The following is a 15269-nucleotide window of genomic DNA, read 5'->3' on the forward strand; positions in this document are numbered from 1 at the left end:
CCTCATTCGGTTCGGGCAATCCCGACTTGTTTGATTGACCGGCGGCCCGCTATTTGCGCCTTGGCAGCCGCAACGACGTGCTCTGGCTCGAATCCGAAGTGTTCTGCGACAACTTTCGATGGTGCGGACAGGCCGAAACTGTGCAGAGCGAGGATAGCCCCGTCGAAACCCGTATAACGCTCCCATCCGAAACCAGATGCTTCTTCTACCGCAACCCGGGCCGTTATAGCGGGCGGCAGGACCGTCTCGCGATATTCCTTCGGTTGGCTTTCGAACAATTCCCATGACGGCATGCTGACGACGCGTGCCTTGATGCCCTCGGCCTTTAGCTGTTCATAGGCCGTCACGCAGAGCGCGACTTCGCTGCCGGTCGCCAGCAGCAGGACAGCGGGTTTGCCGTCGGGCGCATCGGCCAGTACATAGGCGCCCCGTGCCACGCCGCCTGCGTTTGCATAGATCGAGCGATCGAGCGTCGGCACCGCCTGTCGCGTCAGCACGAGGCAGACAGGCCTGTCCTTGAGATGCATGATGACCTTCCATGCCTCCATGACTTCATTCGCATCCGCCGGGCGTAGCACGACCATGCCGGGCATGGCGCGGAACGAGGCAAGCTGCTCGATCGGCTGGTGGGTTGGCCCGTCCTCGCCGAGACTGATGGAATCATGGGTCCAGATGGAGATGAGCGGGAGTTCCATCATCGAGCTCAGCCGCAGCGCCGCGCGGCAGTAGTCGGTGAAGATCAGGAAGCTGGAGACGAACGGCCGCAGCTTCGACAGGCTCATGCCGTTGCCGATGGCGCACATGGCATGTTCGCGCAGGCCAAAGTGGAAATTCCGCCCGCGGTAGCTGACGGCCTGGTCACCCTCTGGGGTCTGAAAGTTGCCGGCGAAATCGAATTCGAGGTTCGTCTTGGTTGACGGCGACAGGTCTGCCGCGCCCCCCAGCAGCCATGGCAAATGTTCCGCAATAGCGTTCAACACCTGGCCCGACGAGTCGCGCGTCGCGAGGCCTTTCGCATCGGCTGAGAAGGCGGGCAACGTGGCGTCCCACCCGGAGGGAGCATCGCGTCGCTGCATCTGGTCGATCTGTTTGGCCAGGTCGGGATATTGTCTACGATAGGCCGCGAACAATTTTCGCCAGGCGGCATGAGCGGCGTCCCCACGCTTGCCCATATGTGCGCGGAAATGCGCCACGACCCCTTCCGGAACCTTGAAATCGGCGTCCGGATCCCAGCCGTAGAATTCCTTAGTCAGCCGAACTTCTTCGGCGCCCAGTGGCTCGCCGTGGGCTTTGTTTGTGTCATGCTTGTGCGGCGCGCCATAACCGATATGGCTTTGAACGATGATCAGCGTGGGGCGGTCATGCGTATCGATGAACGTCTGATAAGCCTTGTCCAGCAACATCAGATCGTTTGCATCGCTTACCCGCTCGACATGCCATCCGTACGCGAGGAAGCGGGTTGCCACGTCTTCGGTGAATGTAAGGCCAGTCGGCCCCTCGATGGTGATGTGATTGTCGTCATAAATCCAGCAGAGGTTCGACAATCTGAGGTGTCCAGCCAGCGATGCCGCCTCGTTGCTGAGCCCTTCCATCATGTCGCCGTCGCTGCACAGCGCATAGACGTTGTGCGAGAACAGATCATAATCGGGTCGATTGTAGGTGGCCGCCAGCCACCGTTCCGCAATTGCAATGCCGACGCTTGTTGCCGCACCTTGTCCGAGTGGACCCGTGGTGGTTTCCACGCCCGAGGTCCAGCCATATTCGGGATGTCCCGTGCAATGGCTGCCTGCCTGGCGAAAACTCTTGAGATCGTCCAGCGTCACGGCAAGCCGGTCGCCCGATGGATAGCTCGCGCCCTTTGCCTTGACGCCGCACAGGTGAAGCAGGCTGTAGAGCAGGGCGCAGGCATGGCCGGCCGACAGCACGAAGCGGTCGCGGTTCGGCCAAACGGGGTCGGCAGGGTCGTAGCGAAGGAAGCGTTGCCACAGGCAATAGGCCATCGGCGCTGCATCCAGCGGCGTTCCGGGATGACCGGATTTTGCTTTCTGGACCGCATCGATTGAAAGCATTCGCAGCGTGTTGATGCTGAGCTGGTCGAGTGGCACCTGTTTCATGGGGATCCTTTGATCGGATGTAGGCAACCCGATCGTCCAAGTGCTGGCTGGGTTGCGCCGCAGTATGTTGGTCGGGGCCGTAGGCGCGGCCGGACTTACCGCCCTTTACTTCTTTCGTTTTCGAAACCGGCGATAGCGCTCGATCAAAGCGTTGGTCGAGCTGTCATGTTGGAGATTTGGGGCCTGGGAGGTTTCCAGTTCAGGGGTTGTTTTCTCGGCCAGGGCCTTGCCCAGCTCAACGCCCCATTGGTCAAAAGAGTCGATGTTCCAGATGACGCCTTGCGTGAAGACGCTGTGCTCGTAGAGCGCGACCAGGCTGCCCAGCGTCCTTGGGGTCAGGCGCTCGGCAAGCAAGGTATTGGTGGGGCGGTTGCCTTCGAAGGTGCGGTGCGGAACTAGCCAGTCCGGGGTCCCTTCGGCCCTGACCTCCTCTTCCGTTTTGCCGAAGGCCAGAGCCTCGGTCTGCGCGAACAGATTTGCCATCAGCAGGTCGTGATGACGTCCCAGCGGATTCAATGCCTGACAAAACCCGAGGAAATCGCACGGAACCAGCTTGGTGCCTTGATGAATGAGTTGGTAGAATGAATGCTGCCCATTGGTGCCAGGTTCGCCCCAATAGATCGGCCCTGTCTGGTAATCGACTTTCGTACCGCCAAGCGTGACGTGCTTGCCGTTGCTTTCCATTGTCAGTTGCTGCAGATAGGCAGGAAAGCGCTTGAGATATTGCTCGTAGGGCAGAACCGCGACCGTCTGCGCCTCGAAAAAATTGTTGTACCAAACCGCGAGCAGGCCCATCAGCGCCGGCAGGTTCTCACCGAACGGCGCGGTGCGGAAGTGGTGATCCATGTCGTGGAAGCCCGACAGCATCGAGTGGAAATTCTCCGCGCCGATGGCGAGCATGGTGGACAGGCCAATCGCTGAATCCATGGAATAGCGGCCGCCGTCCCAATCCCACATGCCAAACATCTGATTTGTGTCGATGCCGAATTCCGCGACCCCTTCGGTATTGGTCGAGACGGCGACGAAATGCCGGGCCACCGCCTGCTGGTCGCCCAGCTTGTGCAGTATCCACTGACGTGCGGCGTGGGCGTTGGTCAGCGTTTCCAACGTCCGAAACGTCTTCGAGCAGATGATGAACAGCGTTTCCTCAGGATTCAGGTCCCGCGTCGCCTCCACGAAGTCGGTACCGTCGACGTTCGAGATGAAGCGGAAAATCATGTCGCGCCGGCTGTAGTGGCGCAGCGCTTCATAGGCCATGACCGGCCCGAGGTCCGAGCCGCCGATGCCGATATTGATGATGTTGCGTATCGCGAGGCCTGAATGGCCGCGCCAAGCGCCTCTGTGAATCTTGTCCGTGAAGTCGGCCATCTTGCCGAGCACCGCGTGGACTTCCGGCACAACGTCGATACCGTCGACTAAAATTCGCTCGCCAATAGGCGCGCGCAGGGCCGTATGAAGCACCGCGCGCCGCTCGGTCACATTAATCTTCTGACCGCTGAACATCGCTTCGAGGCGCTCACGCAACCTGCAGGCCTCGGCAAGTTGAATGAGTAGCTGGACCGTCTCGGCCGTGATGCGGTTTTTCGAATAGTCGAGATAAAGTCCGCAGGCGTCGATGGCGAAGCGCTTGCCCCGCTGGGGATCATCGGCGAAGAGCAGACGCAGATGCAAAAGGCGCACTTCCTGCCAATGCGCCAGCAACGCCTGCCATGCTGGAAGTTCCGCGAGTGGCAAYGTCCTGGCCACGAGAGGCGCGCTCATCATCCGCCGGCCGAACCGTGGCGGTGTAACTGCTCGCTCTTCGACGCAATCACCGCCATCAGATCAGTCCACGATTTGGTGAAGGATTGCGCGCCTTCCAACTGGAGCTGCGCGGCAAGCGCCTGAATGTCGACGCCGGCTTTTGCGAAGTCGGCAAGCACGGTCTCGCTGCCACCACCGTCCTCCGGCATCACGCCGTTAACCGCACCCTCTTTCGAAAACGCATGAAGCGTCTTCTCCGGAATGGTGTTGATGGTGTCCGGTGCGGCGAGCGCTTCAATGTAGTAGGATTGCGGAAGCTGCGGATCCTTGGTGCCGGTGCTCGCCCAAAGCAGACGCTGGGAAAGCGCGCCGGCATTGGCCAGCTTGCGCCACCCCACCGAGGCAAGCCGCTCCCGGTAGGCTTTATAGACTTGCCCGGATATGGCGATGCCGAGACGGTTCCGAAGTGCTGGGCTAACCTTGTCCATCACCGCCTTGTCCCAGCGGCTGACGAAGATCGAGGCGACCGAGGCGATCTTCGGGTCGAGCCCGGCGTTGATCCGGCGCTGAATGCCTCGGCAATACGCGTCGGCCGCCGCTATGTACTGCGCATGCGAAAACAGCAGGGTGACATTCACCGGCATGCCGGCGAAGATCGATTCTTCTATGGCCTCGACGCCTGCGGGCGTGCCCGGAATCTTGATAAACAGATTGGGACACTCCGCCTGCCCGTGCAACCGCTTGGCGGCCTCGACAGTGGCGCCGGCATCGTTAGCCAGCAAAGGCGATACCTCCAGCGAAACCCAGCCATCGATGCCGGCCGTCGCTTCGTGGACTGGGCGGAACAGTGCTGCGGCTTGCTTCAAATCTTCCAGCGCCAATTCGAAGAATAGCTGCTCRCCCGTTTTGCCCCCTCTGGCTTTTCGATGAAGGGCCTCGTCGTAAGCAGTGCTGTTTTTAATCGCCTCATCGAAAATCGTGGGGTTCGACGTCAATCCCGTCACCGAAAAGTCGGTGCAATAGCGCTGAAGGGTGCCGCTGCTCAGCAGATCGCGTGTGATGTTGTCCAGCCAGAGGCTTTGGCCGAGTTCATGCAATCGGGTTGTTGCGTTCATGGCGACCTCGCTCGTGGGCGAGAAAGTGATTCACCCTCGCCAGTCTCATATGCAGCGCGCAGTTCACTCGACCAATATGCGGGCTTCCCGCGCTGCGTCGATGAATGCGTCTCTCGCGACGTCAGCCGAAACACTGCCGTTCAAGGCCTGCTGGCATGCCCGTTTCGCGGATCGGTGTTTATCGCTACCTCCGTCACGCCAATGGTCGTTAAGCAGGTCAAAAGCTTGTCGAGCGTTGGTCAGGTTTCGGATGTCGCCGCTTATGCCGGTGGCGACGGATATTGGCTTGGAAAACCACGCATCATACATGGGGCGGCCCGCCTCGAACTGGCTGAACTCTCACAACGCGCCTCGCCAGGCGAAGTTTCATCGACAGGCATCACCCTTGCGTGAACCCCAGGTTTTTGAATAGCAGCGGTGCGTTGAGAGTGGTCGCGCAGGCAGCAAGTAGGCGCTGGTCTGGAAGAGCGGACCGAATGCGCTCATTTCTTGCAACTCTGATATGGAAGTAGTTATCTGCGGAACACAACGCAGTTTGTTAATCGATAGAAGAGTACCGAGCAATGTCGAGGGCCAAATCGCTATCAAGGGTGATATCCCCGCGAATAACCGTCTGTTGCCTTGATGCAAAGGGCGCACACTGGCTGCCGCACTTACCCTTGGGTTCGGAACGTCCGTAGGCGCAGTTGGCCGCGCAGCGCTGAACTTCGGCCTTAGTCGCGATGCATGCAATCGCGGATTGCGAACCCAGTGCATAGGAAAGGAGCCACCCATGTCCCAAGCACCGAACCAAGAAGACGCCACCAAAAGTCTATATGCAGTCCCGCCTGCTCAGAAACATTCAAAGATAATCAAGTTCACGAGTAAGGCGGCTAAGGGTGAGCCTGCAGAGGGAGACACCTCGGTGGAAATTTTCTGCGACAATGGCAGATGGTATTGCCAGGTTTGTCGAGGAGGTGAGAAGACCCGACCGATGGGTCCGTATACAAAACACCAAGCCGAACAGATCCAGGATGCGCGCTGGAAGTTGATAGCGAAAATGGGGTCCGCTAGGCTGATCTTCGAGGCGATACGGAAAGGTTAGGGCCGCCAACTTTTCGCACGCCGCTGCAAGCAAGCGCAAAGCCTAGCCGGACTTAATGATGATTGAAGACCTCTTTGTCCGCAACAAAATTTGGTCAGACGAACGTAAAGCCGAAAGGGTTGATTATTTTCAACGTCTTTCGAACTTGCAAAATCCTGAATATCTCTGGATCGGCTGCTCTGATAGTCGCGTACCAGCCAATGTGATTGCCGGATTGGAACCCGGCGAGGTTTTTGTGCATCGCAACGTCGCCAACCTCATCCATCCCACCGATCTCAATATGCTCTCCGTCGTCGAATATGCGGTAAATCAGCTCGGCGTGCGGCACATCATCGTTTGCGGACACTATGGCTGCGGTGGCATCCGTGCCGCTGTGAGCGGCAAAGGTCTGGGCCTTATCGATCATTGGCTGCAGCCAATCAGAGATGTTGCCGAGGCCGAATTCGAATGCCGGGAGTGTGGTACTTGGAGCGATACGGATCTTGACCGGCTCTGCGAGCGCTCAGTCGCTTCCCAAGTGAAACGTCTGGCGCGCACGCCGATCCTGCATGCGGCATGGAGGTCAAACAAGAACGTATCTATCCATGGTTGGATATATGGATTGAAGGACGGTTTGCTCTATGACTTGAACTGTACCATAGCCAGCAACCAGGATATCTAATCTCGTTAAGCTAGGGCACTGGCCCCTTCCTGGCGCGATCCTAGCGGGCAGACATCGCGAAATTTCAAAACCAACGGCAACCTGAAACCTGGGTGGCGCCTCCCCAGAAGGCCAGTTCCGACACCCCGGCCGGCGCGGTCGCTGAAAGTCTCCAGCGGCAATCAATAGACGGCGGCCGGTGCGGTCCTTTCTCAACGTCACACTCTGATCGATGAACGATCGCCGAGCCCGCCGCCTGCTTGCTGCTCAGGGTGAGTAAATAACTGATCACGAAATGTTGCGCGTTGGAACAGTGCGAGAAGTTCGACGTTCATCTGACAAGGCACCGAGTGGCCGCTCCCAGCATTTTCAAATGCTCGAGTATCGTGAGAGAGCTCCCAAAAGACAGGAACAGAGCAATGTATCGTACAATCCTTTCTTCGCTGACCGGATTGGTCGGCGGAATTATTTTGATCGGYGGTGCTTGGTTGGCATTTATTGGCGGGTCCTGGTTCTTCATCCTCCTCGGTCTTGGTCTCTGCGCTTCGGCATTGCTGCTGTTCAAACTGCGCTCCGAGGGTCTGGCGGTTTACGGCGCCACCGTCCTGGTGACATGCGCTTGGTCCATTTACGAGGTGGGCTTCGACTGGTGGGCGCTTTCCGCTCGAGGCAGCCTGCTGATTGTGATCGGTGCGCTTCTGCTGCTTCCGCCAATGGTTCGTTCCTTGCATCGGCCGGAGATCGGCTGGGCGCGCTATGATGCATCGAGCGGGATGCTTGCCGGCTCATTGACTGTTGCCTTGCTTGCCGGACTCTATTCGATGTTGCTGAGCCCGCACGACACGAGCGGCGCATTGTCAGCCACCCAGATGGCGGCAACCAGGAGTATCGAGAGCAATGTACCGGACGGCGAATGGCATGCTTATGGTCGCACCGACGCCGGCCGCCGTTACTCACCGCTCGACCAGATAACGCCAGAGAACGTCAGCAACCTCAAGGTTGCCTGGACCTACCACACCGGCGACATTCGCGGCCCGAACGACCCCGGAGAGGCGACCTACGAAGATACGCCCCTTATGATCGACGGGACCGTCTATATCTGCACCCCGCACAATTTGGTGATCGCGCTCGATGCGGTTACCGGCAAGGAGAAGTGGCGTTTCGACCCTCATCTGAAGCAGACTGCCAAGCAGACGACGCAGCATTTGACCTGCCGCGGCGTTTCCTATTTTGACGGGACATCGGCCAAGCCCGCCCCTAGTGACCAGCAACCGGCCGTCACGGCCGACAGCACAACGAAGACCGAGGAGCAGAGAGTCGAGGAAAGCGCCGCGGAAGTGACGACAGGCGCTGCCGGTGTGCCCCAGAACGTCGTCACGGGGCAGGCCAAGCGTGGCGATCCCAATCCGATCGTCGACCACAAGACGACCTCAGCGATAGCGAATCCCGATGCAACATGCATCAAGCGTCTCTTCGCACCGACGTCGGACGGGCGGCTCATTTCCATCAGTGCTGAGACTGGCAAGATTTGCCCGGGTTTTGGTGGGGATGACGGTACGATCAACCTGTGGGCAAACATGCCCAATATCACGCCTGGCTCCATCTATTCCACCTCGCCACCTGTCGTGACCGAACGGCTGGTGATAGTCGGCGGCTCCGTCAATGACAACGTCGCAACAACTTCACCGTCAGGTGTCATCCGTGCCTACGACGTAAACACCGGTGATCTCGTCTGGAATTTCGATTCCAAGAATCCCGATGCGACCGCGCCTATCGCGAATGGTCAGACCTATTCAGAGAACGCCCCAAACTCGTGGAGTGTGGCAAGTTATGACCCCAAACTCGGACTGATTTACCTGCCGATGGGCAACCAATCGCCTGACCAATACGGCGTCGGCCGCAGCGCCAGCGTCGAAAAATATTCATCCTCAATCCTCGCATTGGATGTCAACACCGGCAAACCAGCCTGGGTGTTCCAGACCGTCCATCATGATCTCTGGGACATGGATGTTCCGGCACAGCCGAGCCTTGTGGATCTCACTGTTGGCGGGGTAGAGGTCCCGGCACTGGTCGCACCGACCAAGCAGGGCGAGGTCTACGTCCTTAATCGCAAGACAGGACAGCCGGTGCTGCCCGTTAAAGAGGAACCCGCGCCGGCCGGCGCGGTCAAGGGTGACACCACGTCGCCCACGCAACCTGTCTCGACAATCTCATTTAAACCCGAGCCACTCCAGGAAAAGGACATGTGGGGGATTTCGCCGCTCGACGAACTCGTCTGCCGGATCGAATTCCGCAACCTTTATTACAAGGGAAGGTACACTCCGCCGACGGCGAGGGGCTCGATCGTCTATCCCGGCAACTTCGGCGCGTTCAACTGGGGCGCGGTGGCGGTCGATCCCAATCGGCAAGTCATGTTTGCCATGCCCGTATACCTTGCCTTTACGTCGAAGATGATCCCCCGTCCGGACAAGTATGCGCGGGTCGTTACCAAAGAGGGAGGGGACGTCTTCAACGAAAATTTCGGAGCGCCTTATGCGGCCAAGATGGGAGCGTTTCTCTCACCGCTTGGGCTGCCCTGCCAAGCGCCGCCATGGGGCTATGTCGCGGGTGTCGACCTGACGACCGGCAAGACCATCTACAAGCATGTCAACGGAACGGTGCGCGACCTGTCGCCGATCCCGCTGCCATTCAAAATGGGCGTGCCCGGCATCGGTGGGCCGATCATTACCAAGGGCGGCGTCGCCTTTCTCAGCGGCACCTTGGATTACTACGTACGCGGTTATGACCTGAAGACAGGCAAGGAGATCTGGCGCGATCGCCTTCCCGCTGGCGGGCAGGCCACCCCCTCCAGTTACCTTGGCTCCGATGGCCGACAGTATCTAATCGTGGTTGCCGGCGGGCATGGTTCGACCGGCACAGCGGCGGGCGATTCTATTATCGCCTATGCGTTGCCGAAAGCCGGGTGAGCAAAGGTGCGGAATGCGTGCGTATGACAATGGCGAACTAAGATCGTGAGGGCTCGGCTCCGAAAGTTCCTGGCCCAGGCTCCGTCAACACGGTGGCTGGCGCAGTCTCGGTGGATCCCAGCGTGGTTCTTCCCAGGGACCGCCCGCTTTGCGCTGGCGCGCCCTCATCTCCTCGGCTTAGCGGTTTTGCGTACGGACTGTCCAAGGTCTTGCAAGGATTTTGGAGCCTTGGTTTTAACGGCAGCCGAGCCGAAATGAAGCGCGCGCCTATTTTGCCTCGCTTCAAAGCGCTGGCATGCCGATGAGCATCCAGCCTGTCCGCGGTAGATCCTGGGTGGCTTCAACAAGAGGGTCACTGCCAAGATGTAGCGCTCTTTGACTGCACACCGGTCTGGAGGCCGACGTAGTATGCAGAAGCTTTGTTGCTGTTCTGATTCGAGCAAAGGAAGTTGCTGATCATTTGGCTTTGGTCAGGACTGACCTTCTGACCATGCCAGCAATGGTCAGCGCGATATGATCTCAAGGGGGTGCCTTGATAGATTATTCGCCAACATTACTAAAAGTTCATGCAATGGAAATGACGTCGTAATGTGCGCTTCTCTATTCTTTTCAGCACGACGCCCATCAGGGCGAAATTCGGAAAGAGGACACGAAATCATGAAAACTTACCCCAGTGTACATTCCAGCACGCACAAGCGAATCATGGCTGCTGCCGCGTCCGTGGCTATCGCCGGGGCGATCGGCTTCGGGGCCTACGCCACCGGCACAACACCCGTTCTGGCCGATGCCGTGCGCGTTCAAACAGCGCAGATGCCGGGCTTCGCCGATCTCGTTGAACGAGTGACGCCCGCGGTCGTTAGCGTCAAGGTCAAGGCCAAGGTCCAGTCGACGGCCGACGATGGCACCAACGATCAGAATGGTTTCGATAACTTGCCAGACAACCCGCAACTGCGCCGGTTTTTCAAGGAATTCCGCGGCTTTGGCGACCAGGGCGGCCAGTTCGGCATGCGCCGTTTCGGTCACCGGGACCACAACAACGACCGCCCGCGGCCGGTGGCGCAAGGATCCGGCTTCTTCATCTCCGATGACGGCTATCTGGTTACCAACAACCATGTCGTTTCGGAAGGCTCGGACTTCACAGTGGTGACCAATGACGGCAAGGAATTCGACGCCAAACTGGTCGGCACCGACCCGCGCACCGACCTCGCGGTGCTGAAGGTCGACGGCAGCGGCAACAAGTTCACATATGTCGACTTCGCCGACGATTCCAAGGTCCGCATCGGTGACTGGGTGGTGGCCGTCGGCAATCCGTTCGGTCTCGGTGGCACGGTTACCGCGGGCATCGTCTCGGCGCGTGGCCGTGACATCGGCGCGGGTCCGTATGACGATTTCATCCAGATCGACGCTCCGGTCAATCGGGGCAATTCGGGTGGCCCGACCTTCGACCTCGACGGTCAGGTCGTCGGCATCAACACCGCGATCTTCTCGCCTTCGGGCGGCAGCGTCGGCATTGCCTTCGACATCCCTGCCTCGACCGCCAAGCAGGTCGTTGAGGACCTGATGAAGAGCGGAACCGTGCAGCGCGGCTGGCTTGGCGTCGAAATCCAGCCCGTCACGTCCGATATCGCTGAATCTCTTGGGTTAAAGTCCGACAAGGGCGCGCTGGTGTCCAGCGCCGAGGACGCCAGTCCCGGCAAAAAGGCAGGTATCACCACCGGTGACGTCATCACCCAGGTTGACGGCAAGGATGTTGCTTCGCCCAAGGAACTTGCCCGCCTGATCGGTGCCTATTCGCCCGGCAAGTCCGTTGACGTCACCGTGTGGCGCGACGGCAAGAGCCAGACGATCAAGGTCGATCTCGGCAAGCTGCCGGCAAGCGACAAGCAGGCTTCGAACGACCAGCAACAACAGCCCGCCACTGAGGCAAAACCCGATACCCTCGCCGCGCTCGGCCTCACCGTCACCAAGGCCGAAAATGGCAAGGGGCTGGTGGTGACCGATGTCGATCCCGACAGCAATGCCGCAGACCGCGGCATCCAGGCTGGCGACATCATCAGGGCGGTCAACTCGATCCAGGTCAACGGGACTGGTGACGCCAATAAGGCGATGGCCGATGCGGTGAAGTCCGGCCGCAAGGCGGTGCTGATGCAGATCACCCGCGACGATTCGAACCGCTTCGTTGCACTGCCCGTCGACAGGGGCTGATCCCCACTCGACTTTCCCCGCGGTGTTCCAGACGCCTTAGGCCGCTGCGGGGGAAGCATGATTTTGCGGAAGTGGGAATGCTCGCGCGACGCGGGACGATCGAGGGCATTACGTTCGATCCAAATAAAGGCGGCGAAGATCTATCTGCTGTGAAGTTCTCTTGTCCCACTTATCGCCCTCGACGTTCCCCGCGGCGTTCACGCACGCGTGGAGCCACTGTGTCTGTTAGAGTGCTCCTTTCCCCTCGGATTTCCGAACTTACACTTGAGGGGGTCGGAACAAGAGCAGTGCGAAATCGTACGCTAAGGTCGAACAGAGCAGGAACGTTATGCGGCACGGCGTAGGCCTGCCGGGAGGCGAAGCGACCTGAAGCCTTCCGGGAGATGTTGCTCGCTATCCCAGGTGTAGATACCTGTCAGGTTGATATGCTCCCAACTCAGCGGCGAGATATGCTTCAACAGCATATCTGGGATGTTCCTTCCCGCTCGTTTGAGCTCTGTGACCGCGCGGTCGAGATAGACCGTGTTCCAGTGGACGATTGCGCTGACGACAAGATTGAGGCCCGATGCGCGGAATGCCTGACTTTCGAACGACCGGTCGCGGAGTTCCCCACGCTCATGAAAGAAGACTGCCCGTTTGAGTTTGTGCGCTGCCTCCCCCTTGTTGAGGCCGGCTTGGCAGCGCCGGCGCAGTGTCGGGCTCGAGTACCATTCAATCATGAAAAGCGATCGCTCGATGCGGCCGAGTTCCCGCAGCGCCCTGGCGAGCTGACCTTCTTTTGGCGATGCCGAGAGCTTCTTCAGGATCGTCGAGGGCACAACGGCACGGGTGGTGATCGATGCCGCCAGATGAAGCAGATCGTCCCAGTGATCGAGGATCAGGGTGGTGTTGATCGGCGCCCCGATGTGGTTCGACAGCGCCGGGTATGCATCGCCTTTCTCGAACGTGTGGAACTTCCGATCTTTAAGATTGCGCAGTCGCGGTGCGAACCGCTTGCCGATCAGAGCGAAGAGCCCAAAGACGTGATCGCTCGCGCCGCCGGTGTCGGTGAAGTGCTCCTGTATTTCGAGGATTGTGTCGTGATCGAATAGTCCGTCGAGCACATAGGCAGCCTCGCTTTCGGTCGGGCTGATGGGCAAGATGCTGAAGTAGCCGTACTGATCTGACAGGTGGCTGTAGAACTTCGATCCGGGCTCACTGCCGTAATGTAGATTGATATCTCCGCGCTTTGCGGCTCGGTCGCTTGCTCGGAAAAACTGGCCATCAGATGAGGACGTCGTGCCATTGCCCCAAACGCGAGAATGCGGATGGCCGGTGTGTGCGTCCGTCACGCAGGCCTGGGCTGCGCGGTAGGTCTCTGACCGGGCGTGGAAGGTGCGCATCCAACTGATCTGGTGAGCGCTGATGCCTTTGGACGCGCTCGCCATCCGTTTCGGACCGAGGTTGGTCGCATCGGCCAGTACGCCAGCCAGCATGGCCGAGATATTCCTCGGAGTGTCACCCGTGCGAACATGCGTGAAATGGTCGGCGAAGCCGGTCCATTCGTGCACTTCCCTCAAAAGGTCCGGTACCTCGACCAGTGGATACAGCTCGCTGATCTCGGCGTTCAGGTCCTCCGCTGCTGCGGGAACTTCGCCAGCTGCTGGCGTGACGATAAGCGTTCCACCTTCGAGACGAACACCGTCGAGCTTTCCGGATCGTGCTCTATGCGCCAGGCGCTTCAGGTTGAAGTCGAGCATCTGTTGCGCTTCGGTAAGCCACGCCGCGCCGTCTTCTTGGACGCCAAGTCCGAGGCGATCTTCATCTTTCAGGATGGTGAACGTTGACCGCGGCATCAGGTGCTCGTCGATCGGTCGGAAGGATCGGCTGCCATCGACCCAAATGTCCGCAGATCTAAGCCGGTCTCGCAAAGCCGCGAGCGTTGCAATCTCATAGAGACGGCGATCGGGCTTCTCCTGGCCGAGAATTAGCCGTCGATCAGCTTGACCGAGGTGGGTGACCGGAGGCGATCCGGAAGGGTGCGCCGCTTCTCGGCATAGAGCCGTTTCAGCAGCGAAATCGCCGCAAGAAGGGGATCGTGGCGGCGCGCTGAGCGGAACGTGAACGCCTCCAAGAACGCACCGGCGTACTTGTTGACGGTCGCATATTGCTCGGCCGCTAAGGTCAAAGGCGACGCCTCGTTGTCCTCGACCATCAACTCAAGCTCAGGCTTCATCCGAAGCAACCGGTGTCATCCAACTTCCTGATCTAGAACCTCCAATGCGTTCCCGCCATAATCGTTCGCGGACTGCAGGGCTGTGATCGTGTCCAGGAACATGCGTAGCGCTTTGGCGGTATCCGGCCTGCAGTCCATGTGGCGCTGCTTCTTGCGGTTATTGGCTTGCGAGAACAGCCGGCCTATCAGCTTGATGAACATCGACAATGCATCGTCCGTGAGCTTCTGGCCGAGCTTGATAATTTGCGCCACGATCAGCGCGTGTCGACGGCTGGCATTGAAATCGTTGGCCAGCCATGCCGGTGTGGCGTTGCCCTCACGGATCATCTGATCCCATCGTCCAGACGAGATGCGCATCTGCAATTTCGGATCGATTTCTAGCTTGCGCAGGAAGGCGATCCGTTCGGTCAGCCCGACCAGGTTTGACGCACCTGGCGCATCCGGCGCTGATCGCAGCCAATGAAAGCGCGTTTGGCCGATGGCCGGGTCAACCTCCAACAGCTTATCCAACGATTGCAGCGTATCGACCGAAATTTCTTCGATCAACGCTCTCTCCGCCCGCCGACGGGCAATGGCGCGGGCGGCAAGACCGATCCGTTCGATCGTGTCGATTGAAGGAAGAAGGGATCCGCGTTCACGAAACATGGCGACAATCGCATTCGCTATCGCGCCACCGTCGTCGGAGATCGCGGCCGCCTGAATTGCAGCCAACAGCGCAGCTCTACGGTCTTGTCCCGTCGCGCTCCGCGCGGCCAGATAAACCATCAACCGAGCAATGTGATCGCGACGCGTTTCTTCACGACGTGCATAGAGCGCAAACTTTCCAGCGTCGGCGCCAATTTGCTCGGCAACGTACTTTAGCATTGCGCGAGGCGGAGTTTCATCGGTCGCCAACACTCTTCCTGGATATCGCATCAGGCAGAGCTGAACGGCAAATCCGAGCTGATTGTGTTCTCGTCTGCGAAGTCCAATCTCGAGCCTGTCAGCCGACGACAACGAATAGTGTCGGATGAGGCCGTCCTCATCGGTTGGTATATCGAAAAGTCTCTGTCGATCCTGAACCTTGAGAAGCCTCCGTTTACCCATCGCCCAACTCCTTCCACGACCAATCTGCCGGGAGCGTTGTCGAGTCGGACGGGCGAAGAAATCAAAACTGGGTGCCCTGCGATGGCAATCCACAGGGATCG

The 15269-nt window shown here is 59.1% G+C and carries 7 protein-coding genes and 1 pseudogene; 3 read left to right on the forward strand and 5 right to left on the reverse strand.

The genetic code is table 11. From position 1 onward, the window contains the following. Positions 1-2: 2 nt before the first annotated feature. The 4 genes from tkt to AC1DPX_RS30320 all read right to left on the reverse strand — a co-directional run bounded on the left by tkt (position 3) and on the right by AC1DPX_RS30320 (position 5281). Positions 3-2114, reverse strand: coding sequence for a transketolase (tkt, locus tag AC1DPX_RS30305; protein ID WP_477241334.1), 2112 nt, complete (start codon positions 2112-2114; stop codon positions 3-5). A 105-nt stretch (positions 2115-2219) separates the two neighbouring features. After that, the gene (gene pgi / locus AC1DPX_RS30310) at positions 2220-3848 is read right to left on the reverse strand and encodes a glucose-6-phosphate isomerase (RefSeq protein ID WP_477241336.1); all 1629 of its coding nucleotides are present in this window, start codon (positions 3846-3848) and stop codon (positions 2220-2222) included. Positions 3849-3874: 26 nt separating this feature from the next. After that, positions 3875-4972 (reverse strand): transaldolase, encoded by a 1098-nt coding sequence (gene tal / locus AC1DPX_RS30315; protein ID WP_477241338.1) that lies wholly within the window; start codon positions 4970-4972, stop codon positions 3875-3877. 63 nt (positions 4973-5035) lie between these two features. Next, the gene (locus tag AC1DPX_RS30320) at positions 5036-5281 is read right to left on the reverse strand and encodes a DUF982 domain-containing protein (protein WP_256753457.1); all 246 of its coding nucleotides are present in this window, start codon (positions 5279-5281) and stop codon (positions 5036-5038) included. A gap of 833 nt (positions 5282-6114) precedes the next feature. Here AC1DPX_RS30320 and AC1DPX_RS30325 point away from each other — a divergent pair. The 3 genes from AC1DPX_RS30325 to AC1DPX_RS30335 all read left to right on the forward strand — a co-directional run bounded on the left by AC1DPX_RS30325 (position 6115) and on the right by AC1DPX_RS30335 (position 11867). Further along, positions 6115-6717 carry a carbonic anhydrase gene (locus AC1DPX_RS30325; RefSeq protein WP_477241340.1) on the forward strand — a complete coding sequence of 201 codons (603 nt, stop codon included), beginning with the start codon at positions 6115-6117 and terminating at the stop codon, positions 6715-6717. Positions 6718-7115: 398 nt separating this feature from the next. Further along, complete coding sequence (locus tag AC1DPX_RS30330; RefSeq protein WP_477241342.1) at positions 7116-9662, forward strand: glucose/quinate/shikimate family membrane-bound PQQ-dependent dehydrogenase; 2547 nt, start codon at positions 7116-7118, stop codon at positions 9660-9662. Between the two features lie 657 nt (positions 9663-10319). After that, on the forward strand, positions 10320-11867 hold the full coding sequence (locus AC1DPX_RS30335) for a Do family serine endopeptidase (RefSeq protein WP_477241344.1): 1548 nt from the start codon (positions 10320-10322) through the stop codon (positions 11865-11867). Positions 11868-12193: 326 nt separating this feature from the next. On the opposite strand, the pseudogene AC1DPX_RS30340 reads toward AC1DPX_RS30335, so the two are convergent. Beyond that, a pseudogene (locus AC1DPX_RS30340) lies at positions 12194-15168 on the reverse strand (Tn3 family transposase). Positions 15169-15269 lie beyond the last annotated feature (101 nt).

The organism is Mesorhizobium sp. 01N446, assembly GCF_056399285.1.